The organism is Ignavibacteriales bacterium, from assembly GCA_016700155.1.
In the GTDB taxonomy this organism is placed as follows: Bacteria; Bacteroidota; Ignavibacteria; order Ignavibacteriales; family Ignavibacteriaceae.
The window spans coordinates 4,032,242-4,057,892 of sequence record CP065001.1 but is presented as its reverse complement, the minus strand read 5'-3'; the positions used below and the strand labels follow the sequence as shown (position 1 = coordinate 4,057,892).

Here is a 25,651-nt window from a genome sequence, read left to right as displayed (position 1 = left end):
TATGATTTTGGCCACTATAAACACTCGAATTTATCTTTCTAATACACTCATTTACTCAATTCATCGTTTAGGTTTTGGAACCCTCCCCAAATCTGGTGACCACACAAAATTTGCTAACCTAGCCATAAAAATTAATTGTCAAAATAAAAATATGGTGTATCTATGAAACTTGTAATAGTAATTTTTTTGGTATTAATAAATTTTTTCTTCTCGAACAATAATATTTATGCGCAGAATTTTCTTCCGCTTGATAAGGGAAACGTGTGGATTTGGGAAAATACTGAATGGGATAGTTTAATACGAACAACTATAGTTGACTCTAATGTTATTATCAATAATAAAAACTACTATAAGATTCGTTTATATAATGATTCAGAAGTATTTTCATATTCAAGATATAGTGAAAGTGACAGCCTTTACTATAGATATTCCGAAAATTATCCATACAACGATGGCGATATTCCTTATTATAAAAAAAATTGTGTTGTTGGAGATACTTTTTCTTTCCCCTTATCACAAGTCTCCACTTCTGTTGTAGCGGTTGTTGATGCATACCAGGCTCCAGTTTTTGACACAACTTTTACTATAAAAAAACTGCACATAAATAATGGTGGTCTAACAGAGTTTTATCAATTCTGGACAGATGAAGTTGGGATGTTAAGTATGATTGATTTTCCTTGGGGCAATCCATTAACTCTTACGACTGGATGTTTAATTAATAACAAAGTGTACGGTGATACTACTTACCCTGTAGGCATAAATGATGAACAATATTTTATTTATAATTTTGAGCTTTATCAGAACTATCCCAACCCATTCAATCCAACGACAACAATTAACTACCAGATTCCCCAAACTGGTTTTGTTCAATTGAAAATTTATGATTTGCTTGGTGCTGAAGTTGAAACACTTGTTGATGAAATAACATCCGAAGGTTATTATTCCGTGAACTTCAATGCGGCAAACCTTCCAAGTGGTGTGTACATATACTCACTACGGGTTAATGACTTTGTTCAAAACAACAAAATGACAGTTCTTAAATAATCAATCTCTAAAACCCCGATTAACTTGCCGGGGTTTTTTAAAATGCCATTACTCAAGGCAGCTTCCTTTCGCTCCCCACCAGGGACGAACCTCCATTATTAATCTGCCTGCTTTTACTGCCGGGTCCGCTTCGGTAAGAGCGATTGCTTCTTCAATTGTTTCAACATTAAAAATTAAAATGCCCCGTATATCACCATCATCTAAAAACGGACCTGCTATAATAACCTTCTTATCTTCAACCATTTTATTTATGTGCTGCAGATGTGCTTTCTGAATTTGTTGTGTTTCTGTCGAGTCCTGGTTTCTGTTCGGACCTTTTTTAAGAAATGCCATATAATAAGTTTTCATTTCATATGGAACATCAGGGTTTGAATTATCCTGGGCAAAATTCTTTTGCGGTAGTATGATCAGAAAGAAAAACAGAAAGCATAACGAAACTTTCATGTATAACCTCATTTTATTAGTAGCATTTTCTTTATGGCAGTATAAGTACCGGCAGTTAACCTGTAATAATAAATACCGGAAGAATAACCTGAAGCGTTAAAGCTGACAGAATATGATCCGGAGTTTTTAAATGTATTTTCCAAAACTGTTACCGATTCACCGATCAAGTTAAAGACTTCTAATCTTACATCAGAATCAACAGGCAGGGAGTAATTTATAACCGTGGATGGATTAAATGGATTTGGAAAATTATCACTTAATGAAAATTGTAAATATTCTGAACCCGCAATTTCCGGTGTTGTTTCTTTCGGTCTTAGTTTTATCACTTCCAATATTTCAGGGTTGAATTTTTGTTTTGATGAAGAAGTAATTTCATATAAACCGGAGTTACCATAGTATAGAGCAGAATTCAAATCATTGCTGTTAAAAATCCTGAGATAAATTTTTTCTCCCGCCGAAGGCAAACCATGGATGTTCTTCCACAACATTTTCCTCAGATAAAACCTGCCGTGATCATCATCATTTTCACCGAGTGTGTGATTTTCCCCGATAAGGTAATCGTCATTGCCCGGCATACCCACAGCTACATCACCTCCGTTAATTACGGGGTCATCAATCATTCCATTCCTGCCCGCAGAAACTAATTGGATAATGTTGTCATCTTCAAAAGAAATGTCTCTTATAGTTTCCCATGATTTTTCATTCAATACTTCGAGTGATATAAGATTGTTCAAAGTAGATTTAATTTCCTGTAGGAATCTGTATCCGGAAGCACATAATTCGTTTTCGATTCTTAAAAGTCTGTTGATTGAATGATGTCTTTCACGAATATTATTTAATTCGTTGTCTGTGGTGCGCAGAATGGATTCTTCAAACCTTTTTATCTCACCTGTGATGCCGTAGCCGGATTCATCTACCAATTTGTAGCTGTCAAAATATGATTTGTTGACAGCATCATCATACAAATAAGATTTAATCGCTTCGGATGTTTTGTACATCGGGGAGATCAATTCACCTCTTGTCAATTCAGGTGTTTCGCCAACCACCCAATATGGCAGTGCTACTGTTGATGATGGATTTCCAAGTGAAGTCCACATTGTTGTCAGAGCAGGAGGCTCATTACTCTTAACCCCATGAAACACAGAAGCTGAAAGGGAAATTTTTCTGCAGACACTGAAGTTGGAGTTTATATATCCGAATGGTTTGCTGTTGTACCAACGGTTTTTATAAGGCAGCTCGACGGGCACACTTAATTCATTTGAAAAATCTCTGAAGTGATTTTTAATAATTGATTCATATGAAAGAGCATTATCCTTTTTTAACGAACTGATTAACTCAACGGTTCTTTTGTACCTGTCGGTTCCGGTTGTTCCTCCACCTGAAAATGCAAAGTTAGTTCTTATTACAAATCCGTCGGGACTTTGAGTTAAATCATTCGCGTCAAATTTTTTGAATTGTGTACCGGCAGTTTCAAAAATAGCTGCGGCTCCGGATGCATCTATCAATGCAAAGTTTGCGCGGGTCTTTCTTCCTGTTTGATTTGTCCGCTCCAGCAGATTTTCAAACTGTTCAACAGAGGACAAATAACCGAGGGCATAATACATTAGTGAACCGTTTGAAAAACCTGAGTTAGTTCCCGGTAGATCGTAAGCGGTTGAGTTTACAATTGCAAGACCTTTCTCATTTACACCCATCCATACGACACTATCGCCGTTATTAACAACCGCGATAAATTTATATGCACAGGATGAATTGTAAACAAGGTTATTATTCGGCATATCGGAATTGTCACGGACTTTCCACAACAATGGTCTTCCATCGGGTGTTGCTCTTCCGGAAACAACCCCTATTGTACAGCCTTCTTCAGATGTTGTGATTTTTTCGGGAGTAGTGAAAGCAATTAATGAAAGCAGAAAAAATGATAAGAATATGAAGAACAAATAAATCCGGTTTTGTATTCTGAACTTCATGTGTAATTGGAATAATTTCTGAATCAATCTGAACTATAAATACTATTTAATTTTGTAAAGCGCCAGAATGAAATAAAATTATTTATAAGTATCGTACAACTCCCGGACTTTATCCGGAATCCGGGGTTCAAGTTTTATAATTTCATTTAACCCTTTATCGAGTGCCCACCTTTGCGTCCAAATCGGTCCGTATTTTCCGGTAAAGTTATCCGGCAGTTCATAGGCTTTATCACTTAAGGCATCCTCAAGCGTTGTAAATCCGTATTGATAACTTTTAATAATCGTAATGATTTTAGCAAAATAATCTGCGTTTATTTCATTGGCATGAATAAGGAACACATGTTTGATCTGTCGTCCGAATAATTTTTCCGAAAGCAGCTCGCCGTACTCAATTACATCCTTAGTAAAATTAAGATAAGCTTCAGCGACAACCTTCATTGTAGCTGAATCGGAATTAGCAATTGCACGTCTGTAAACGTTAGCAAAATACCAGTCCGAATTTTCAATTGTAACAGGCGCAATTGTATAGCCGCGATCCGCTAAAAAATTATCAAACTGCTTCTTTGTTTCAATTGATTCGCCTGTTCTTAAATAGGGGTGACGAAAGTATCTTATTGATTTACCTTCGCCCGACAAAAGTTTTTTGGTTACAACTTCACCCTTCAGAAAATTTTCTTCATATTCTTTTAAAGATACATCGTGCATGGAAACATGAGAAAATGTGTGATTACCAAGATCCATCCCGTATTCAAGCCACATTTTTAATAGTGCAGTTCTCTTTTCGGTTTCATTATTTGTATAGAGTTTTTCTTCGTTGACAAATCCGACTGCTTCAATATTTTCTGAGCGAAGTTTGCTTAATAATTTGATGGTTATATTTTCAATCACAGAAACATCTTTGTCAGGACCATTGATCAGCAAGTCATCAATTGTAACAGCCATTAGCTTTTGTTGAGGAGCGCTCTGTGCAAACAGAGATCCGCAGGCAATTACGAGCAAAACGAACAAATAATTTTTCATCATTATACTTTAGCAGTTTTTGAAGCGATAAATTTATTATAAAGCAGTAATCCGATTATTGTCACTACACCAATCAAACTGAATATAATCCACAGTGTTGAAGGCTGATTTAAATTATCAACAAAGTGAACGTAAAGATTAGCACCGAGAATGCCACCGATAAAACTGCCAAGCACACCGTACAGGAACGAGTATCCAAGGTATAGTGCTTTTTTATCTTCGGGTGCAATTAAACCAACATAACTAATGAACTTCGGGTGCGCGGTCATTTCACCGATCGAGAAGATCGTTATGCCAAGCATAAACACCCATATGTTTGTATTGATTGCAAGTATTGCCATACCAAGAGTCCCCATCGCTATACCCGAAATCATAGTTGGAAGCGCCTTTGTATTTTTTACTATGTTGGAGACAAGTATCTGCAGCAGGATTATCGTTCCCGCATTTATTACTGTAACATGTTCAACATCAAATTTCCAGTCTATATTGATTCCAACACCACCCAGAACTCCATTAACAAAGATATTGAGTGAAGTTGCATCAACATATTTTTGAACATACCACAAAACAGAATCAAACATCTGGAAGTATAAAATCCAGAATCCTGAATAGATAACTATTAGTCCAATGAACTTAACATCCGTTAAAACCAAGACAGCACCTTTTAACACTTCGGCAAAAGTTTTGGTACTGGCAGGTTTTTTAGGTTCTTTATAAACAAGGAAAGTTGGGATAAGCATTGATGCTGTTGCTATTGCTGAAGCCATCATAACATATTGCCAACCAAATGTGCTTTTTATGTAAGGCACAAGGATCAAAGGGAATAAGAATGCACCGAGGTTGATCGACCAATAAAATATTCCGAAACCAAGTGTACTGTTAGTTTCGTTAGTCTCTCTGGCAATCGTTCCTGAAATCATTGGTTTAAATGCGCCGGCACCGATTCCCATTATCACCAGACTTGCAAATACCATAGCATACTCTGTCGTCTGGCTCGTAAGGAAATAACCGAGTCCAAGAAATATGAAGGCGAATGTTAAAGTTCTTTTATATCCGAACCGGTCACCGATTGCACCCGAAAGGATAGGTAGTATGTAAAGCAAAGGTTGGATGGTACTTTTAATAACACCTACACTTTCTTTAGTATATTCAAGCTGATCTGTCATATACACCGAAAGTATACTCATCATTCCATAATAAGAGCCCCTTTCAAAGAACTCCATCATTATGACGATCCAGTAATTTTTTGAAAATGATTTGAAGCCCGATTTTTTTACTTCAGTGCTGCTATCCATAAAATTCCTTTCGACAAGAATATGTACAAAGTCAGATAAAGATTTCCGGCAAACTTAAAGAAATTAGTTCTAATTCTGTACAGGAAATTTTTTGAAAGTAAAGTTCAGTGAAGGTGTAAGTGAGGGAACCCTTAAACAGGGTTCCCTCTATAAATACTATGAGAAAAGATTTAGAACAGAAGAAACATCTCTCTAAACAAAATAAATGATGAGAGCTGCTACTACAAATAAGGCAATAATGCCCGGTGATGAACAACCGTATTCAAGTTTTTTTATCATACTGACTCCTGTTTGTATGTTAAATAAATTATTTATTATGATGTACCTGACTCTCACTTGGAAAATACCAAAAAATATATTTGATTGTCAAACGCCAATTATTGCGCGAAATCAAAAATAAGCTAAAGCTCCGCCGGAAAATCACAGGCGAGCCTTAAGAAATCAATCCGGAAGTATCAATAATATAGATGAAACTGAAGTACAAATGAATCATTGTCGATCTTCGGGTCTTCCATCTGAAGGCGGTATTGCGGACGTATCTCAATAAAGCTGTATGGAATAAACTCAAACCCGACGGTTAATCTGGACACATCATTCTTTTCTGAATCAGTATTTAAATCAAAACGGTCATACCTTACAACCGCATCCAGACCTTTTGTTATTCTGTAAGAACCTTCAACCATCATTGCACTTGAAGTCGAATCTGGTCTGTAAAAATTATTCGCGAGATAAAATTCACCCATCAAGGAAAAACAATCGGAACCGATGCCTGCAAAACCTCCGTACATCATAACATCATCAAACCCGGAAAAGGTTGCATTATTCTTTTTGAAATTGACAAATGAACCTCCGACAAAAAGTCCGAGGTTATCGCTGATGGGCGGCATAATTTGAAGCGATGCTGTGTATGCAGGATCAGTAACAAACTGCTGGTTGAATCGAGCAAGATTATTTCCAACACTTGCTGTCAGCAAAACCATCCTTGAAAAATTAAACCCGACCTCTACTCCTGTTTCCACATAACGTGGTTCATAGATTAAGCCCTGCGGTCTGCCGGTTTGAAATAGTACTCCGAGATCACCGCCTCTTGTGTAAGATGTATGATCATCAGTTCTGATCCCAAAGTTTGGTGTGAAAGATCCCACTTTTATGTAGCCGTCTTCAGGGAGTATGAATGCGGTTGCATACGCTTCCCATATACTCCAGATAAAATCGTACCTTGCCGATAAGCTTATATCCTCAGATAACTCAACCCCTGTATAAATTGATCCGGTCATTCGCTGGAAGTCGGTTTGTTTAGTCGAGTCTGTCATCTTTACAAGGTATTGAGTTCTGAAATCAAAACCGAAAAGAATATTATCGCCAAGCCTGTTTGTCATTTTAAAATCGACATCACGAGGTGAAACCATGGCAATCTGGTTTTTACTGTAAGCCCAGCCGCCGTTCGTTCGCAGGTTTCCGCCTGTGGGATTAACATGGCAATCAATACATTGTGATCCCGTCATTAAAGCAAATCTTGGCAAAGCAAATCCAATATTAAAGAGTGAAGAAATAATCAGCACAAGGAATAAGAGATTGAGTTTTTTCATGTGACTTCCTTTGAAAGTGAATAGTGGTTGATGAAAATAATAAAATAGTTACAGATAATAAGTGAGCTGAACATCAAAAAAGTGTCTGAAAACAAGCGGATCATTTTAGAGTGCAGGCAGAACAGCTAATTATACATTGATTAAGACAGCTTTAATTCATACTTTTGCCCACTGAAAATTGCTTAAATGAAGAAAATATTAATATTAGGATCGACAGGTTCGATTGGGATAAACGCACTTAACGTGATCAGAAATTATCCCCCGCTATTCAAAATCTCCGCACTGACTGTAAACACCAGGATAGATCTTCTTGAACCTCAGATTGAAGAATTTCATCCAACGGCAGTTGTTGTTAAAGATGAACATCTTGCTTCAGAACTCAGAAAAAAAGTTGGCGGCAAATGTGAGGTTCTTGGCGGCGAACAGGGTCTGATTGATGTAGCAAAAAGTTTTGACTACGATATACTGATTGGTGCAATGGTTGGATTTGCCGGATTAATTCCAACGCTTGAAGCCATCAAACGCGGAAAAAGAATCTGCCTGGCAAATAAGGAAACTCTTGTTGTTGCCGGTGAATTAGTAACCCGATTATGTGCAGATAATAATGCGGAAATAATCCCGGTTGATTCTGAACACAGCGCGATTTACCAGAGCCTTATAGGCGAGAATATAAATGAAGTCGAAAAAATAATTCTTACAGCATCCGGCGGACCATTTCTGAATAAAACAAAATCAGAACTGGAAAAAGTGACGGTAAAAGAAGCACTCGATCACCCTAACTGGAAAATGGGGAATAAGATAACCATTGATTCAGCTTCTATGATGAATAAAGGACTGGAAGTAATTGAGGCACGATGGTTGTTCGGTTTAAAGCCGGAAAAAATTGATGTTGTGATACATCCTCAATCGATAATACATTCAATGGTACAGTTTGTTGACGGGTCTGTAAAAGCCCAGCTTGGTTTACCGGATATGAAACTGCCTATTCAATATGCGCTTTCATTTCCGGAAAGATTAAAAAATGATTTTGTAAGAACTGATTTTCCGGCGATAGGGAATCTTACTTTTTTTGAACCTGATTTGAATAAGTACGAATGCCTTCAATTAGCTTATGATGTTTTGAATGAAGGCGGCACTGCACCGTGCATTCTTAATGCGGCTAATGAAGTTGCGGTAAGTAAATTTTTAGAAGGAAAGATCGGGTTTACCAAAATACCGGAGATTATTAATCGTTCATTGGATAAGGTAGTCAATCATAATGATCCTGATTTGGAAATGATAATCGAATGTGATAAACTTGCCCGCGAATTTGTTTCATCGATTTGTTAGTATACACATCACATAGAAGAATTTTAAGTTTCAAATAACGTTCGCTAAGGAGCTATTCATTTAATGGATTATATAATTTATTTCGCGATTACAATCGGCATCCTGGTCTTTGTACATGAATTCGGACATTTTGCCGCAGCCAAACTTTGCGGCATGCGCGCCGATGTATTTGCAATCGGGTTTGGAAAAAGACTTTTTGGTTATAATAAACTTACCGGATTTACATTTGGTGATCTGCCAAAAGATTTTGACGGACAGGGTAATACTGATTACCGCCTTTGTTTGCTTCCGCTTGGCGGCTATGTAAAAATAGCAGGTATGGTTGACGAGAGTTTTGATACATCTTATGCAGATAAAGAACCGCAGCCTTATGAATTCAGAGCAAAACCAGTTTACCAAAAAGTGATAGTGATTTCTGCGGGTGTACTAATGAACCTGCTGCTTTCTCTTTTAATTTTCTGGGGAGCGAATTTTTTCCAGGGCAAACAGGTAATAAGGACAACAACGGTCGGTTATATAGAACCTTCAAGTACGGCAGACTCACTTGGATTTGAAATTCATGATAAGATATTAAGCATTAATGGTAAGCCGGTTGATAGCTGGGATGATATACGAGCTGAATTTTTTGTACATACCATCGGGGAAGATCTTAATGTAAAGATAGAACGTAATAATGAAACACTTGCCCTGAATATTCCCCGTTCAAAAATGCCTTCGGATGAAAATGAAAAACTGTTCCTTGTGCCAAGCGGGCTAAAAACAATATTCAATGAAGTATCCGAAAACTCACCTGCGGATAAAGCCGGATTCAAAGCGGGGGATATTGTACTTAAGGTAGATAATAACACTGTTTATTCAGTTCCGCAGACAAAAGAGCTAATTCGTAAGAATGCAAATTTGGAAATACCGATTGTTGTACAACGGGATAAAGAAACTTTAACATTGAGTGTAACACCGGGTGCGGATAGTACAATCGGCGTTGCGTTGGGACAAACATTCGGCGGGCTTGTTGAATATAAAACGTACGGATTTTTTGAATCGTTTTATTACGGCTGGCTTGATATTGTGAAAATGACGAACCTGACATTCAGCATGCTTGGAAAAGTTTTTGCAGGCAATGTAGAGTTTGGAAAAGCTTTTGGTGGTCCGATTAAGATCGCACAGTTTGCGGCAAAATCTGCAGATACAGGAATTCTTAGTTTTCTTTACTTTCTTGCATTACTCAGCTTGAGCCTTGCAATAATTAACATTATGCCTTTCCCTGTTCTTGACGGCGGACACCTGATAATAATTCTTATCGAAGGAATTATGAAACGCGAAATACCCATCAAAATTAAAATTGCAATTCAAAACACAGGCTTTGTTCTTTTACTATTATTGATGGCGTTTATCGTTTACAACGATATCCTAAGTCTCTGATACTTTAGAAATAGAATTTAGTGCCGGATGATTGATAAGTATTTTCATCCGGCATTTTCTTTTTAAAGATAAACCATGAACTATATAAGCGGCAGCCGCAAAGAATTTTGTGTTTAACTTCCGCTCATCACCAAAATAAACCATCAATAATATTAAATCGACGACTCGGGCATATATCAGGTAAGTTTCGGACGCATTGATACGGTGGAGTTGATCACACCTGTTTTTAATCAATACAAAATGAGATGAGAATACACAGCCTTTATGTTTAAAATTTTCTTTTAAGAACAGGTCAGCTATATTTAGATGAGTAACAAAGAAAAATCAGGGAACGCATTAAGCGGCATTCCACTAAAACCGGTTCCGGAACATGGAAATATTGAAAAAGATATGAAGTTCAGCCGTAAAAAAATCTATTGGCTCAGCCAGGTTTCCGGCTGGTCCTTTTTCGGACTGGTAAACATAATAGTTATCTATTCATTTGAACGGCTTACATGGCAGCGTGCCTTAGTCTGGGTTTATCTCTGTTACTCCGGAATTTTCTTTACCCATCTTTTCCGTTCTTACATCAAAAAAAATAACTGGCTTAATCTTCCGTTAAAGAAAACTATACCAAGAGTTTTAATCGCAAGCCTTGTACTCGGCTTTATAATGTACATCCTGGTGTTTGCTGTAAACTATGCCGCGGGATTATTTGAGTCAGACAGATTTAAAGTAATCACCCCATTTGTTGCAACAATTAATCTGAGCAGTATAGTTCTTCTCTGGGCGCTGATATATTTTGCCGTTCATTATTTTGAAAATTATAAACGTGTGCAGATTGAATCACTTATCTGGGAAGCAGCAGTTAAAGATTTTGAATTGAAGACTTTGAAATCGCAGTTAAACCCGCACTTTATGTTTAACGCGATGAACAGTATACGCGCATTGATTGAAGAAGATCCCGCTAACGCACAAAATGCCGTGACGAAATTATCAAACATACTGCGGTACTCTTTAAAGATAGAACGAACAGAAACAGTTCCGCTTGAAGATGAAATGCAGACGGTATCGGATTATCTTGCACTTGAGTCAATCCGTTTTGAAGAGAGATTAAAATATAAAGTAACGATCGATCCAAAATCTTCTAAAATTGAAATTCCCCCGATGATGATACAAACGCTTGTTGAGAATGGTATCAAACACGGCATTTCAAAAAAAACACAGGGCGGGGAAATAAGTGTTGATTCGAAAATGACAGGAACTGATTTACATATACAGATCAGAAATACAGGTCATTTCGATGATGAACTTTTTCATAATTCAAAAGGATTCGGAATAAGCAACACCAAACACAGGTTAAGTCTTTTGTTTGGAGATGATGCTTCTTTTACAATTAAAAATGAAAATCAAAATGTTGTTCTTGCAGAATTAGTAATACCAACAGGAGGTTCAAACCAATGAAAGCTTTAATAATAGACGACGAACGATTAGCGCGTGTAGAACTTCGCAGATTGCTGACGCCATTTAAAGAAATAAATATTGTCGGTGAAGCAGTTAATGCTGAAGACGCGCTTGATAAAATAACTGAACTTAAACCGGAATTAATTTTTCTTGATATACAGATGCCCGGCAAAAACGGGTTCCAGCTTCTTGAAGAACTTGACAGTGTGCCTGTTGTTGTATTTACAACCGCTTATGATGAGTACGCGTTAAAAGCTTTTGAGTACAACGCGATGGACTATCTCCTGAAACCGATTGAACCAAAGCGGTTGGAAGACACGGTTAAAAAATTAATCGAAAAGAATAAAAAAGAAATCAACCTGCAGACAACAACACCTGTACTTACGGAAACAGACCAGGTGTTTGTTAAGGACGGCGAGAAGTGCTGGTTTGTTAAACTTGAAACTGTTCGTTTAATGGAATCGGAAGGCAATTATGTCCGCTTATATTTTGATGAGAACAAACCATTGATTCTCCGCACACTGAATTATCTTGATGAAAGATTAGACGGAAAAGTATTTTTCCGCGCTAACAGGAAACACATAATTAATCTTAAATGGATTGAAAACATTGAACCTTGGCTTAACGGGGGCTTGCTGGTAAAACTTAAAGGCGGGAATAAAATTGAAGTATCAAGAAGGCAGGCAATAAAATTTAAGGAGATGCTGAGTTTGTAAGATTTCATTAAAGTGAGGCTCACCTCAAAGGTGAGCCTCACTTTTTAGAATTACTTGAACCTCAGCCTCACAGATGCGGGACTTTTACTCAAGGGAGATTTCATTTTATCAACATAGGCAGCAAATAAAAAAAACTGAAATCGGGGAAGACGAAACTTCAAAAAGTAAAACAACCAAGAGCTGATTAAAGGGCACTCTTAAATTAAATATTTCAAATGCATACTTAGGCATTCAATAAATTCTTAACAGAAAAGTGATTATAAAAAAATGTACCTTTTAATCACCGGATATATCTAAGTCCCACATTTTTTTCCAAGAATCAGTACTAAACAAACTTAATTTGTTTCCGCTATTAACTATATAGGTACTAAATGGTGTTTTTTCTGTTTCGCTATCATTACTCGTAACTGCAGCAAAATATTTACCATCTGGACTAAATGCCATTGCATATCGATTTATTGGCATATAAGCCACAGTTGTCTGCGGCAATTTATGTAGGATTTTCCCAGTGAGATATTCAATTAACAAAATAGAATCTTTATAAGTTTGAGCAAAACAATTAGCACTAAGAGAAATTGTTTTGTAATCGATTGCTGAATAATTAGTTGAGTTAGGATAATCAGAATCCGGATCCATAAAATCTCTGATAAATGTTTTATTTAACACGGAATAAACATGATATTCAAAATCAGGATATTCGGTTAACAAGTGACTTTCATCTTCAGTAAATACTATATTCCCACGTTTCGCTTCATATGGGATAATAATTTTACATAGAAGAGAATCATCGTAAATATCCCACACATAAAGGTAGTTTGGGATTGAACCCAAATGATAGAGATATTTAATACCATACCAGGATAAATCAATCAATTTAATTATGCCCGACTCAGTTCCTTTACTGAATCTAAGGAACTTGTTCCACCAAAAAGCTAAGTACTTACCATTTTGACTGAGACTGAAATAAGGTTGATATTCGTTTGCTTCAACTATTGATTCCCGATTATAATTTTTTAGAGGAGTTCCGGTATTAGATTCAATTAGGATTGTCTTGTAAGCTGAGATAACGACAATGAGTTTATTATCGTGGCTAAAAGTTAAATCTAAATATGGAATTTTCTCTTCTAATTGAATTTGCCAATTCCATCGATTTTCAACCAAAGAATATTTTTTTAATATGAACCGATTATTATGCGCCTCTAGAGAATTTCCTTGGTTAATAGATAGAAGCACCACAAAACTTAATCCGTCATGACTAACATTAAAGGCTTGAATAAATTTCACATCTTCATCTGATAGACGCACCTCTTTTAAAACTTCTCCATCATTTAAGGAGCAAATAGCAGCAAAAAAATCAGGCTGACCATTTGATTGATTTTCCAGTTTAGAATTACTCTTAACAATAATTGAAACTACTTGATTTGTATTGGGTAAAAATTGAAGAAAACTGTTATGAAATTCTTTGATTATTAGTGTACTATCCTGAGCAAAAATTTGCAGTGAGAAAAAGGATGAGAGTAAGATTAAGCTTGCTTGCCGTAATATTCGTGAAAGCAAGAATAAGTTTTTATTTTTTAGTCGTGTTGGCTCTGTTAATGTTGTGCTCATTTTTGTTCTCAGTATAAATGAGTGATCAATAAAACTTAAACATTAATTGTTTTATCGACAGCATGATTGTTTTTTAATATTTTCTTGCCAAAATCATAAAACAACAAAACATAAAACAATACATACTGTATCAGTAGCACAGGAACGTATTCTTTCCACTCAGGCGCAAGCGGAGTGAAGTTTGAAAAGTTTATCGTAAAGAGTAATGAAGTAACGGAATAGAAATTAAACACCGGGTTTAAAACGGCAATCCATCCTAAGTACCAGGGATAAAGTGTCGCTGCAAATACTACAAATGCTATCAGCACACCGTAAACTGCTTTGGAAAAGTCTTTGTACATAAATGAAATTATAACAATTGAAATTCCAAGTCCCGCATAGCAAATCATTCTTGCAATTGTACCGTCAGAAAAAATTAATTTAAGCAGGTAATAGATTGAAGCATTAAACTCCCATTTAGCAACGTACTTATTCAAAGCTATTAGTACATTTATGTCATCAAAGACGAATGGCAGATAACCGGCGATTATAGTTAATACAAATATTAAAATGAAAATAATACTCTTCTTTATTCCAAATTGTTTAAGAATTAATGGAAGCAAAATTATAGATATAACTTTTGACAGCACTGACAGGGCGAGGAACAAAGCGGACAGTTTTGTATTTCTCTTTTCCGAGTGGTAAACAAACATCACGATAAACATTATCAGCAAAGGATCAATGTGAGCGTTTACAAAATATTCCATTATCGGCAGCGGCAGCCATGCATAAAGTATAATTCTGTTCAATGGAATTTTCTTTAACTCAAGCAGTTTAAGAATGAATATAAAACTTATGATCTCACAGATTAGGTAAATAAGTTTTAATCCGGTTGTATTCTCATTAAAGAAAAAATATGTAAACGTAAAAACATATTGTGCTGCGGGCGGATAAATCGCAGGGATATGCTTAAAGGTCAGTTTTTCATAAACATCATCACGAAGATGATAAAGATTATCAGCGTCCGGAGCCGATGAATAGGGATTGAATCCATTGCTTATCACTTTACCTTCCCAGATATACCGGTTAACATCGGGAGAAGTAACATAGTCCGCGGGAAATAGAATAACCCGGAACAATATTCCGAAAAACAATATCAGCAATATATATTCTGATCCAGTCGGGGTATCCCTCAATCCGATTTTAGAGAGAAATTTTTGGGAAAGAGAGGATACGGTTTTCTTATCATCTTCTTTAATTTTTAAAACAGAATAGCAGAACAGCATTACAAGGAAAGCTTCAAAATAAATAAACATATAAAGCGGAATATCATTTGTGCCGCCGCTGCTAAGTGTAATCAGCAGGTAAAACAGGAAGGATACAATTCCTGATGCAACAAGAAATTTTAGTTTATGCTGTGAAAGCGCATCCAAGCAGATTCAAACTTTAATTTTAAACTGGAAGTGTTTTGATTTTAAGAACAATAGTTAATAACACAATTTATAAATGCGTTTCTGAAATTAATTCAGAAATTCCCACGCAACACCGAAACGAATTCCACGCAGCGGCATTGGATAATAAGGTACAATAAAATATTCTTCGCCGAGCAAATTCTCCCATGTAAAATAAGCAATGGCTGTTTTTTGAATTTCACCGGCAACAGTAAAGTCAAGTTTTGAAGAAGCAGGAACAGTGAAATTAAACAGGTCCTGTTCTCCTGTAAAATAATAAACGAACCCTGTCTTGAGATCTAAATTTGAATCGAAGAGCAGATCGTTAAAATAAATTCCCGCAACCAGGTTTTGCTTTGGAAGATTATAAAGATCAAAAGAATCCGAACTGCCTGAATAAGATGCCCCGCGTCCTTCGAATACGAGTTTCCAGAATTTACTTTTAACAGTTATCGCAATTCCGGTCATATCCTGGTAAGGATTGAATATATCAGGTTGATCCCTATTTAATACCGGGGAATAAATAATTTCAGACTTTCTTAAAAACGCATGGACACCGGCGGATATATTATCGTGCGCATAGTTGAGAGAAGCTTCGAACGTTGAAATATTTTCAGCGTACAACTGCGGTTCAAAATATGAATAACCCGCGTAAAGTTTGATCCGTTCCGACGGCTTAAATACAACATCAAACCCATATCCTATAAGATTATTCAACTCGGATGTATAATCATATTCTCTTCCTGTCATCTTACCAAAAGCAGAAAATTTTAATTTATGATTTAGAGTTTTGAATGATACAATTCCACCGGTCGAATAATTTTTTGACTTAAAATAAAAATCAGTAATAGACACAGGCAGCGTGTCTACCTGGAAATATTCACGGTTCAGATAATTTATTGACTCATATGTTCCGTTTAATTCAACATCAAAATTTCCTCTTGTAAATACCTGGCGTAAATTAATTCCGAGTGTTTTGTCTTTTATATCTTCAGCGATTTTATGAGGAGCTTGTGAGTTATTCAATTCTTCAAGGCTGAACTTGTAATAAAGATTTAAATCAGTTTTAGTAAAATCACCGATCTCACTCAGGGCACGTAGTCCGAAGTGATGCTGCTTAACATCATAACTTCTTTCACTGAATTTTACCGGCGCAAGTACTTCGTTGTACATTATGCTAACTAAATTGGTTGTATTGCCGATGGAATCAATAAGAACTCCGCCATTTAATCCCTTTGTCGATTTAACATAACCGTAACTTGCCTGCAGGTTAAGAAAATCATTTAAGAAATATTTAAGCTTTATCCGTCCAAGCCACGAACTTGAACTGCTGTTAAGATACCGGCGGTCAGCCTTTCGGTTGGATGCTTCAAAATAAAGAGAAAGTCTTTTAAAAGGATTTGTTGAAACGATACCGTCTATCATTGCTTCCCCGAATGGACCTTCGTAGTATTTTATCCTCGAGTATGCGGGGCTATGCTTTTTATCTTTCGTAATAAAATTTACACTCACAGGATTGTTGAACGAACCATAGAAAAATCCTCTGACTGCCGGAAGTATTTCAATTGAATCAATTAATTCACTCGGCACATTGTTAAGATCCAGTTGATTAAGACTTCTGTTGTTGAGGAGTACGCCATCTTCAAAATAGCTAATGCCTTCAAACCCGGTTCCGTATATCATTGTCTCATTGTTCTGTCCAATGAAACCGAAGTCCTTTGTAAAAGAAAATGCTGATAGTTTGAAGAAGTCGCCTGTATATCTGTAATCATTATTCATCAGTTCGGCGTATGATAAAATAGTGCTTTCAGAAAGGAACGGGTTGCCATAAAAAATAATTATCGAATCTTTAACTTCAACCAATAATGTACTGTCCTGCATTATGCTATTGCTGGTAGAATCTGTAAGAATGCTTAGCGTATCAGTATGAACCGTAGAGAGACTGTCATTGCCCGGTTGCCCATTTTGCGCAATTGCAGAGGCTGATGTCATAAGCATTGTTATGAACATCAAACTGCATAACAGGTTGAATTGAAGATTTTTCATAACTATTGTCGGGTGTAAAATAAGTAATTAAAGAATCAGCACAAAGGCACAGAACAGGTATCTCTATAGTGGGGCGGGGTTTGATACATGATTTTCAGCCTTGATTGATGGGCTTAGTATAGATCATGTAAATTGAAAAAATTTTCAATAACAACGTGTAAATATTTTGTTTGACGAAAATAATGTTTAATTTCACTGGCGAAATAAACAATCATTAATTAAAAAGAGGTTTAAACTATGGCAGCTGCAAAACCAATGACCAAGTCTCAGATACTCGACCACCTCTCAAAAAAAACCGGCACAACAAAAAAATTGTCCGGCGAATTTTTGGATGAGTTAGTTAGTCTCGCACACAAAGAAGCAAAAAAATCTTTTGTGCTTCCAGGTTTAGGTAAACTAGTTGTTGTTAATCGTAAAAAGAGAATGGGAAGAAATCCTGCCACTGGTCAAACAATGGTTATTCCTGCTAAGAAAGTATTGAAATTCAGAATAGCAAAAGCAGCAAAAGATGCTATCCTGTAATTAACACTACCCTCTAAGAATGATAGTAAGAACGCTTCGTTAAGCCCGTCAAAAGACGGGCTTCTTTTTTATAGACCCTGGCTAATACTTTTTAATTTAAATAATGAATCATTATTTTCACCGCAACCCATGAAATTATTATACTCATACTTAAGGCAATACTGGAAACTTGTGCTGCTCTCGCTGCTGCTCGCAGCTATTAACCAGGTATTCTCGCTGCTCGATCCCTGGATCTTCAGGATTGTTATTGACGAGTACGCAACAAAGTTTGATCACTATACTACAAACGAATTTATAAAAGGAGTAAGCCTGCTTCTTTTAGCGGCTGTCGGTGTGGCTTTTGTGTCAAGGGTTGCAAAAAATTTTCAGGATTATTTTGTAAACGTAATTACCCAACGGCTTGGCGCACAGATTTATGCAGACGGAATAAAGCATTCGCTGCAAATCCCGTATTCAATGTTTGAAGATCAGCGAAGCGGACAAACATTGGGGGTGCTTCAGAAAGTAAGGATTGATGTTGAAAAATTAATTTCAGCTTCAGTTAATGTTTTGTTCACCACACTCGTGGGGATAATCTTTGTAACGGTTTACTCAATCTATGTTCACTGGCTTATAGCCCCGGTCTTTTTTCTTTCGGTGCCGGTTCTTGGATTAATTAGCTCACTCCTTAGCAAAAGGATAAAAAAAATTCAAAAGGTGATTGTTGCGGAAACAACATCGCTTGCTGGCGCTACAACAGAATCACTCAGGAACATTGAGCTGGTTAAAAGTCTTGGACTTGGGACTCAGGAAATAAATAGACTCAATTCAACAACAGAAAAAATTCTAAAACTTGAATTAAAAAAAGTCAGGTATATCAGAACACTAAGCTTTATACAGGGCACATCAGTCAATTTTATTAGAACAAGTATTTTATTCCTGATGCTGTTCCTGATTTTCACTCAGGCAATTTCTGTCGGCGAATTCTTTTCATTGTTCATCTACTCATTTTTTATTTTTGGTCCGCTTCAAAGTCTTGGAGATATAATAAACATATACCGTGAAGCGGAAGTGTCGCTTAATAACTTCCAGGATATAATTAATATTCCAATTGAAACGAAACCCGATATTCCGGCAAAACTCGGAAGGGTAAGTAAACTTGAATTTGATAATGTCAGTTTCAAACATCGAAGTGCCACTACGAAAGCGCTTGAAAAAATTTCCTTTAAAGTTGAAATGGGGGAGACTGTTGCGTTCGTTGGACCATCCGGTTCCGGTAAAACAACACTTGTAAAATTATTGGTGGGACTTTATACACCACACGAAGGAAAAATTATTTACAATGATCATCCGCATGTCGAAATAAATTTTGATGAGCTTAGAGAAAAAATCGGATTTGTAACACAGGATACTCAATTGTTTTCAGGCTCAATAAAAGAGAATCTTTTGTTTGTTAATCCGGGTGCAACTGAAGAGGATTGTTTTGCGGTTCTTGAAAAAGCGGCATGTCAAACCTTACTTGCAAGAGCTGATAAAGGACTTGATACATTGATAGGTGAAGGCGGCGTAAAAGTTTCCGGCGGTGAAAAACAAAGACTTTCAATTGCGAGAGCGCTATTAAGAAAGCCGCACCTTCTTGTTTTTGATGAAGCAACTTCAGCACTTGATTCTTTGACCGAAGAAGAAATCGGGAAAACAATCCGCGATGTTTCTAACACAAAAGACCTGATTACAATTTTAATTGCTCACCGCCTTTCAACTATTTTACATGCAGACAGGATCTACGTTCTTGAAAAAGGAAAAATAATTGAATCAGGGAAGCACAGTGAACTGCTGGAGCTTAAAGGTCTTTACTATGCTATGTGGCGCCAGCAGATTGGCGAAAGGAAAATTGGAAGCGACGGAATATCACTTGATGAAATGAAAATACAGACGAAAGAAATTCCTAAAGAAACTATGAGGAATTAAGATGTTCCAGGAATTTTTGTAGTTATTTAAAAGTTAAAATAAACCAGTCATATGTCTTCTTTTACGAAAACCCTCCTGACCATATTGTTGCTGTTCCTCTCAAATGGTTTTAGTCAAACCATAACGGATGTTATTGACCCGATTAAATTAAAGTCCGGAGAAACCGACACATTGCTTATCAGCGATATTTTCTATGCAGAAAAATATGATATTACGGTTGAATCATCTCCGAACATAAAGGTGAAGTATGAAAACAATTTATTGATACTCACTCCGGATTCCTTATTTGAGGGGATGGAACTGTTACATTTCTTTTTTAATAATGATAAATATTCCATTCCGGTACTAAGTGAGATAAATCAGAAAGTGGATTTTGCATTCAAGCCGGCAAATAAAAAATCAAATGTGTTTTTGTTCGGCAGCTTTAATAACTGGAACAGAAACAATATCAGGATGACTGATATTAATAATGACGGTGTTTTTTATACGTCAATTTCATTAGAGCCGGGACGGCACGAATATAAATTTTATGTTGATGATCCGGATGATTCATCCGGCGCGATGGAATTCATTGACCCGGATAATCCCGAATTTTTGTCAAACGGATTTGGAGGATATAATTCAGTTCGTACTGTGCACGAAAGACATTCGGGTGTATTTTATCTTCATAACATTTCAATGGTAAAAAATAAAAGTTCGAATACATATACATTCTATCTTGAGGATGAAAACAGCAGAAGCAGATTAAGTACCGAAAATATATTTGCACTTATAAACAATAAAAAAATTGAGGAAGTAAAAATTAAGACAGATGACAACTATATCTATGTTGAAATTGATAATGATAAAATTGAAACCGGAGGCATTTTCAGAATTGCGGTAACTGTAAACGGCAGAAGCTCGAATCTCCAAACTATCTTTTTGAATCAGAATAATTTTTCATGGCATGACGCAATAATTTATTCAATAATGATAGACCGTTTCAATGATGGCGATGAGTCAAATACTATCCCGGTTCAACACAAATCACTTACGGCTAAAGCAAATTATATGGGTGGGGATCTTCAGGGAATTATCGACAAAATTAATGATGGCTACTTTACATCACTCGGCGCAAACACTCTCTGGCTTTCTCCGGTAATCGCAAACACAGACAGCGCCTACCAGGAATACCCCGAACCACATCGTTACTATACTGGCTATCATGGTTATTGGCCGGTACATCCCACAAATGTTGAAGAACGATTTGGCGATATGGAGTTACTGAAAAAATTAATTGAGACTGCTCATTCTAAAAACATTAAAGTGCTTCTGGATTATGTTGCTAATCATATTCACATCGAGCATCCTTTCTGGAAAGAACACAGGGATTGGTTTGGAAATCTTGAGTTGCCCGACGGAAGAAAAAATCTAAGACTCTGGGATGAACAAAGATTAACCACATGGTTTGAGCCTTATATGCCGTCATTCGATTTTGAAGGATCAGAAGAAGCACTTGAAGTAATGACAGACAATGCAGTCTGGTGGTTAAAGGAAACCGGTGCTGACGGTTTCAGGCACGATGCTGTAAAACATATTCCAAATGAATTCTGGAGATTGCTGACAAAAAAAATCAGGAAAGAATTTTTTAACTCCGGGAATAAAAATCTCTACCAGATTGGAGAAACATTCGGTAGTTATGATCTTGTTAGTTCATATGTCAACAAAGGACAGCTTGATGCGCAGTTTAATTTTAATCTTTATGATACTTCTGTTCCTGTATTCATTGACACAGCGCTTTCATTCAAGCTGCTTGATCTCCAGATGAAAAATACTTTTGAAGTATACGGCATAAACCATCTGATGGGAAATGTCATGGATAGCCATGATAAAGTCCGGTTTATGGCATTCGCGGATTATGACGTTGCTCTTGCTGATGCTATGAATGCGGGTGAAATCGGATGGAACAATCCGCCTGAAGTAAGTTATAGTGACAGCTATAAAAAACTTAAACTGATGACGGTCTTCCTTAATACGATTCCCGGAATACCTGTAATTTATTATGGCGATGAATTCGGAATGACCGGCGCTGCTGATCCTGACAACAGAAGAATGATGAGGTTTGACGAAGAACTTAATGCTGCTGAAACAAACACAATAGCTGATGTACGTAAAATCATCGGCGTCAGGAATCAAAGTCCAGCATTGCGGTATGGGGATTTCCTTACGCTTACGGCTGATAAAAATATTTATTCATATATCAGATCGGATATGACTGAAAGAATTATTGTTGTCATAAATAAAAGTTATAATGAAATCAGCACTTCCGTTAAGCTGCCTGAAGTTTATAGGATCAATTCTGTGTTCGATTTGATTGATGGATCACAGTACAGCACCCAAAATAATTCGCTTAACTTAATGTTGAAGCCGTTAAGTTTTCTTATTTTAAAAGTGAATTAGATAAAGAATATATGCCGGCATACATTTCATTGATCAGAGGTATTAACGTAAGCGGACAGAAAAAAATCAAAATGGTTGATCTGTCTAAGGCTTACGAAGAACTGAAATTCAAAAATGTGAAAACTTACATCCAGAGTGGAAATGTATTGTTTGATAATAAATCAAACGAAACATCATCGCTGTCGAAAAAAATTGAAAAGAAAATCCTGGAAAAATTCGGATTTGATGTAAGTGTTGTAGTGCTTAATCGGGATGAACTGAACTCAGTAATAAAAAATAATCCGTTTACCCGAAGAAAAAATTCAGAAGGCTCAAGAATGTATGTTGCTTTTATGACTGCAGTTCCGGAAAAATCTTTAATTGAAAAATTAAATCCGGCTGATTTCAAACCGGAGGAATTTGTCATCGAAGAAAGGACGATTTACATGTATCTTCCTTCAGGTTATGGAACCTCAAAGATCAACAATAATTTTTTTGAATCTAAACTTAAAGTGAAAGCCACAACAAGAAACTGGAATACAGTTAATATACTTTCAGAACTTGCGGCTGAAATTAAAAATTAACCAGGAGGTATAAAATCAATGAAGATTGATGTAATACTTTTCGGAGCAACGGGCATGGTTGGCGAGGGAGTGCTTCTGGAAATTCTGAACCACCAGGAAGTGGAAAGAATTCTTCTTATAACAAGGCGGGCTTCCGACTTTAAGCATCCCCGCGTACACGAGATCATTCATGATGATTTTTTTAAGTACAACTCAATAGAAGAAAAACTTAAAGGTTACCAGGCATGTTTTTTCTGTCTTGGTACAACGTCAGTCGGCAAAAACGAAATGGAGTATACACTTACCACTTACGACATAACAATAAGTGCCGCCGAAACACTTTCTAAAGTTAATCCGGGAATGGTTTTTTGTTATGTATCCGGACAAGGAACCGACAGCACTGAAAACGGAAAACTAATGTGGGCACGCGTAAAAGGTAAAACAGAAAACGATTTGATGAAATTCCCATTCAAAGCAGTTTATAATTTCAGACCAGGATTTATAAAGCCGTTAAAAGGGCAAACACATGCTTTTTTAGCCTCAAAAATTATAGGAATTTTCTATCCTGTTATGAATATTTTTTTATCAAAATATATTTGCAAAATGGAGGACATAGCGCTTTCGATGATACATGTTGCAACTGAAGGATATTCGAAACATATACTTGAGAACAAAGACATCACTTCACTTGGGAAACTTTACAAATCTTCACACTAATTGAATCCAATGAGACTGAAATTTTTTTACGCAGCGTTAATTATTCTTATTGCTAATACGGCATCAAAAAGTCAGTATGATATTTATAAAATATCTACCGACATTGAATTAATGAAACTGACCGAAAATGTTTTCGTTCATATTTCATATTTTACTTCAAAAGAGTACGGAAGATTTCCATCAAACGGAATGATATATGTCCAGGGCAATGAAGCATTTCTTTTTGATACTCCAATGACAGAAGGAATGACAGAACAATTAATCTCTTTTATAAAGGATAGTCTGAAACTTGAAATAACAGGCTTCATTCCAAATCACTGGCATGATGACTGTACAGGCGGACTAAGGATGATAAATGAACTAAACATTGAAAGTTATTCAAACATACTTACATACGATATTCTGAAAGAAAAAAATCTTCCGCTGACCAAATATCATTTTCGTGATTCCCTTTTGCTTAACTTTGGGAAGAACAAAATAATCTGTAAATACTTTGGTGCCGCACATGCTGCCGACAACATTATCGTTTGGCTGCCATCAGAAAAAGTTTTATTTGCAGGGTGCATGGCTAAAGAACTAAGCTCAAAAGGATTAGGTAATCTTTCAGATGCGGACACGAAGCAATGGCCGGTAACAATAAAAACAGTTTTCGCAGAGTTTCCGGATGCTGAATATGTAATTCCGGGTCACGGCAACACCGGGAGTAAAGAGTTGCTTGAACACACTTTGCATTTACTTGCAAAATGAGCTGTTCAACCAGGTTAACCCAAAAAAATTTATGTCAGATAAAAAGGAATTCAATTGAAAAAATATTTTTTATATATACTCGTAATTTTTGTTTTCATTTCCTGCACTGAAAAAAAAGACACCGATAATCAACTTAACATTGGGGATAAAATGAACTCAATCGCAGAACGTTATGTTAAACTGGTTCTAAAAATCGGACTGCATGATGAAGGGTATGTTGACGCTTATTACGGACCAAAGGAATGGCTTCCAAAAGATTCCACCGTAAGTATGAATGATTCTACCGCATTCACCGATTTAAATGCAGAAGCAGATACTTTGCTTAATCAGCTTGAAGCGCTTGGTAATCTTAAAGCAGATGAAATAGAGACGCTTCGGTATACTTTTCTTTACAAACAATTACTCGCCGTTAAAACAAGATTGTTTATGATATTCGGCGGAACACTTGATTTTGACTCGGAGACAAAAGCATTGTATGATGCCGTAACCCCGCAATTAAGCGGTGAACATTTTGACAGCGTTCTTACCGAGATAGATAAAATAATTCCCGGCACAGGTGATTTACAAAAACGTTTTGAGAATTTCAGGAATCAGTTTATAATTCCAAAAGATAAAATTGATGGAGTGTTTCGTGCAGCCATAGACGAGTGCAGAAAACGTACTCTTCAATATATTGATCTTCCCGCCGATGAAAATTTTGAATTGGAGTATGTCGTAAATAAACCCTGGGCTGCTTACAACTGGTATAAGGGAAATAGTTTCAGTCTTATACAAATTAATACTGAACTGCCTGTTTACATAGACAGGGCTGTGGATCTTGCCGCGCATGAAGGTTATCCCGGTCATCATGTTTATAACGCGCTGCTTGAAAAAGAATTGATGCGGAAACGAGGCTGGGTAGAATATTCGGTTTATCCTTTATATAGTCCGCAATCATTAATTGCTGAAGGAACAGCTAATCATGGTATCGGAATCGTTTTCCCCGGTGAATCAAGAATAAATTTTGAAAGAGAAGTTTTGTTCCCGATTGCAGGACTGGATACATCGCTGACTGATGATTATTATAAAGTGCTTGAACTTATGAGCAATTTAAGTTTTGCCGGAAATGAAGCAGCAAGAAATTATCTTGATGGAAAATGGACACGAGAAGCTTCATTAAACTGGCTTATGAAATATCTTTTAATGACAGGTGAACGCGCTGAGCAGAGAATGAAATTTGTTGATCACTATCGGGGTTATGTTATAAATTATAATCTGGGCGAGCAGATAGTAGAAAACTATGTTAAGAAATCAATGGCTGGCAGTAATGAAGAAGAACTGAGATGGAAAATTTTTACAAAACTTTTATCAACACCCCAGACACCCTCTGGACTGATGAGATAGT

The 25,651-nt window shown here is 36.5% G+C and carries 20 protein-coding genes; 12 read left to right on the top strand and 8 right to left on the bottom strand.

The genetic code is table 11. From position 1 onward, the window contains the following. The first annotated feature begins 162 nt into the window (after window positions 1-162). The gene (locus tag IPM56_17045; GenBank protein ID QQS35924.1) at window positions 163-1,044 is read left to right on the top strand and encodes a T9SS type A sorting domain-containing protein; all 882 of its coding nucleotides are present in this window, start codon (window positions 163-165) and stop codon (window positions 1,042-1,044) included. Between the two features lie 48 nt (window positions 1,045-1,092). Here IPM56_17045 and IPM56_17040 read toward each other — a convergent pair whose 3' ends face one another. The 5 genes from IPM56_17040 to IPM56_17020 form a co-directional block, all read right to left on the bottom strand. Next, window positions 1,093-1,500 (bottom strand): hypothetical protein, encoded by a 408-nt coding sequence (locus tag IPM56_17040; GenBank protein QQS35923.1) that lies wholly within the window; start codon window positions 1,498-1,500, stop codon window positions 1,093-1,095. Then, entirely contained in the window at window positions 1,497-3,428 is a 1,932-nt protein-coding gene (locus IPM56_17035; protein QQS35922.1) for a T9SS type A sorting domain-containing protein, read from the bottom strand. Before IPM56_17035 ends, IPM56_17040 begins: the two co-directional genes overlap by 4 nt. Window positions 3,429-3,536: 108 nt before the next feature. Continuing rightward, entirely contained in the window at window positions 3,537-4,481 is a 945-nt protein-coding gene (locus IPM56_17030; protein ID QQS35921.1) for a polysaccharide deacetylase family protein, read from the bottom strand. Beyond that, window positions 4,481-5,773: an MFS transporter gene (locus IPM56_17025; protein ID QQS35920.1), complete on the bottom strand. Its 1,293-nt coding sequence runs from the start codon at window positions 5,771-5,773 to the stop codon at window positions 4,481-4,483. Before IPM56_17025 ends, IPM56_17030 begins: the two co-directional genes overlap by 1 nt. Before the next feature lie 455 nt (window positions 5,774-6,228). Continuing rightward, window positions 6,229-7,362, bottom strand: a complete 1,134-nt coding sequence (locus IPM56_17020) for a hypothetical protein (protein ID QQS35919.1) — start codon at window positions 7,360-7,362, stop codon at window positions 6,229-6,231. Between the two features lie 186 nt (window positions 7,363-7,548). Here IPM56_17020 and IPM56_17015 point away from each other — a divergent pair, with 186 nt between their 5' ends. The 4 genes from IPM56_17015 (at window position 7,549) to IPM56_17000 (ending at window position 12,269) form a co-directional block, all read left to right on the top strand. Then, complete coding sequence (locus IPM56_17015; protein QQS35918.1) at window positions 7,549-8,691, top strand: 1-deoxy-D-xylulose-5-phosphate reductoisomerase; 1,143 nt, start codon at window positions 7,549-7,551, stop codon at window positions 8,689-8,691. Between the two features lie 63 nt (window positions 8,692-8,754). Beyond that, window positions 8,755-10,110, top strand: coding sequence for an RIP metalloprotease RseP (rseP, locus tag IPM56_17010; protein QQS35917.1), 1,356 nt, complete (start codon window positions 8,755-8,757; stop codon window positions 10,108-10,110). A gap of 306 nt (window positions 10,111-10,416) precedes the next feature. Further along, window positions 10,417-11,553: a histidine kinase gene (locus tag IPM56_17005; protein QQS35916.1), complete on the top strand. Its 1,137-nt coding sequence runs from the start codon at window positions 10,417-10,419 to the stop codon at window positions 11,551-11,553. Next, the gene (locus IPM56_17000; GenBank protein QQS35915.1) at window positions 11,550-12,269 is read left to right on the top strand and encodes a response regulator; all 720 of its coding nucleotides are present in this window, start codon (window positions 11,550-11,552) and stop codon (window positions 12,267-12,269) included. Before IPM56_17005 ends, IPM56_17000 begins: the two co-directional genes overlap by 4 nt. A 276-nt stretch (window positions 12,270-12,545) precedes the next feature. Here IPM56_17000 and IPM56_16995 read toward each other — a convergent pair whose 3' ends face one another. The 3 genes from IPM56_16995 to IPM56_16985 form a co-directional block, all read right to left on the bottom strand. After that, window positions 12,546-13,877: a hypothetical protein gene (locus IPM56_16995; protein QQS35914.1), complete on the bottom strand. Its 1,332-nt coding sequence runs from the start codon at window positions 13,875-13,877 to the stop codon at window positions 12,546-12,548. Window positions 13,878-13,912: 35 nt separating this feature from the next. Then, a complete protein-coding gene (locus tag IPM56_16990; protein ID QQS35913.1) occupies window positions 13,913-15,289 on the bottom strand; it encodes a hypothetical protein in 1,377 nt (458 codons plus the stop codon). An 87-nt stretch (window positions 15,290-15,376) separates the two neighbouring features. Continuing rightward, window positions 15,377-17,353: a TonB-dependent receptor plug domain-containing protein gene (locus IPM56_16985; GenBank protein QQS35912.1), complete on the bottom strand. Its 1,977-nt coding sequence runs from the start codon at window positions 17,351-17,353 to the stop codon at window positions 15,377-15,379. Between the two features lie 237 nt (window positions 17,354-17,590). Here IPM56_16985 and IPM56_16980 point away from each other — a divergent pair, with 237 nt between their 5' ends. The 7 genes from IPM56_16980 to IPM56_16950 all read left to right on the top strand — a co-directional run bounded on the left by IPM56_16980 (window position 17,591) and on the right by IPM56_16950 (window position 25,650). Further along, complete coding sequence (locus IPM56_16980; GenBank protein ID QQS35911.1) at window positions 17,591-17,875, top strand: HU family DNA-binding protein; 285 nt, start codon at window positions 17,591-17,593, stop codon at window positions 17,873-17,875. 129 nt (window positions 17,876-18,004) lie between these two features. Next, a complete protein-coding gene (locus IPM56_16975) occupies window positions 18,005-19,822 on the top strand; it encodes an ABC transporter ATP-binding protein (GenBank protein QQS35910.1) in 1,818 nt (605 codons plus the stop codon). A gap of 87 nt (window positions 19,823-19,909) precedes the next feature. After that, the gene (locus tag IPM56_16970; protein ID QQS35909.1) at window positions 19,910-22,261 is read left to right on the top strand and encodes an alpha-glucosidase C-terminal domain-containing protein; all 2,352 of its coding nucleotides are present in this window, start codon (window positions 19,910-19,912) and stop codon (window positions 22,259-22,261) included. Between the two features lie 11 nt (window positions 22,262-22,272). After that, the gene (locus tag IPM56_16965) at window positions 22,273-22,824 is read left to right on the top strand and encodes a DUF1697 domain-containing protein (GenBank protein QQS35908.1); all 552 of its coding nucleotides are present in this window, start codon (window positions 22,273-22,275) and stop codon (window positions 22,822-22,824) included. Window positions 22,825-22,842: 18 nt separating this feature from the next. Beyond that, complete coding sequence (locus tag IPM56_16960) at window positions 22,843-23,520, top strand: epimerase (GenBank protein QQS35907.1); 678 nt, start codon at window positions 22,843-22,845, stop codon at window positions 23,518-23,520. A 9-nt stretch (window positions 23,521-23,529) separates the two neighbouring features. Continuing rightward, window positions 23,530-24,267, top strand: a complete 738-nt coding sequence (bla, locus tag IPM56_16955) for a subclass B1 metallo-beta-lactamase (protein QQS35906.1) — start codon at window positions 23,530-23,532, stop codon at window positions 24,265-24,267. Window positions 24,268-24,417: 150 nt separating this feature from the next. Continuing rightward, window positions 24,418-25,650 (top strand): hypothetical protein, encoded by a 1,233-nt coding sequence (locus IPM56_16950; GenBank protein QQS35905.1) that lies wholly within the window; start codon window positions 24,418-24,420, stop codon window positions 25,648-25,650. Window position 25,651: the final 1 nt, after the last annotated feature.

Bases quoted from the DNA above. Each gene is read 5' to 3' on its own strand.
- IPM56_16975 (QQS35910.1), top strand. From the start codon at position 18,005: ATGAAATTATTATACTCATACTTAAGGCAATACTGGAAACTTGTGCTG.
- IPM56_16985 (QQS35912.1), bottom strand. From the start codon at position 17,353: ATGAAAAATCTTCAATTCAACCTGTTATGCAGTTTGATGTTCATAACA.
- IPM56_17025 (QQS35920.1), bottom strand. From the start codon at position 5,773: ATGGATAGCAGCACTGAAGTAAAAAAATCGGGCTTCAAATCATTTTCA.
- rseP (QQS35917.1), top strand. From the start codon at position 8,755: ATGGATTATATAATTTATTTCGCGATTACAATCGGCATCCTGGTCTTT.
- IPM56_16995 (QQS35914.1), bottom strand. From the start codon at position 13,877: ATGAGCACAACATTAACAGAGCCAACACGACTAAAAAATAAAAACTTA.
- IPM56_16960 (QQS35907.1), top strand. From the start codon at position 22,843: ATGAAGATTGATGTAATACTTTTCGGAGCAACGGGCATGGTTGGCGAG.
- IPM56_17045 (QQS35924.1), top strand. From the start codon at position 163: ATGAAACTTGTAATAGTAATTTTTTTGGTATTAATAAATTTTTTCTTC.
- IPM56_17015 (QQS35918.1), top strand. From the start codon at position 7,549: ATGAAGAAAATATTAATATTAGGATCGACAGGTTCGATTGGGATAAAC.
- IPM56_17040 (QQS35923.1), bottom strand. From the start codon at position 1,500: ATGAGGTTATACATGAAAGTTTCGTTATGCTTTCTGTTTTTCTTTCTG.
- IPM56_17000 (QQS35915.1), top strand. From the start codon at position 11,550: ATGAAAGCTTTAATAATAGACGACGAACGATTAGCGCGTGTAGAACTT.
- IPM56_16980 (QQS35911.1), top strand. From the start codon at position 17,591: ATGGCAGCTGCAAAACCAATGACCAAGTCTCAGATACTCGACCACCTC.
- IPM56_16950 (QQS35905.1), top strand. From the start codon at position 24,418: ATGAACTCAATCGCAGAACGTTATGTTAAACTGGTTCTAAAAATCGGA.
- bla (QQS35906.1), top strand. From the start codon at position 23,530: ATGAGACTGAAATTTTTTTACGCAGCGTTAATTATTCTTATTGCTAAT.
- IPM56_17030 (QQS35921.1), bottom strand. From the start codon at position 4,481: ATGATGAAAAATTATTTGTTCGTTTTGCTCGTAATTGCCTGCGGATCT.
- IPM56_17020 (QQS35919.1), bottom strand. From the start codon at position 7,362: ATGAAAAAACTCAATCTCTTATTCCTTGTGCTGATTATTTCTTCACTC.
- IPM56_16965 (QQS35908.1), top strand. From the start codon at position 22,273: ATGCCGGCATACATTTCATTGATCAGAGGTATTAACGTAAGCGGACAG.
- IPM56_17005 (QQS35916.1), top strand. From the start codon at position 10,417: ATGAGTAACAAAGAAAAATCAGGGAACGCATTAAGCGGCATTCCACTA.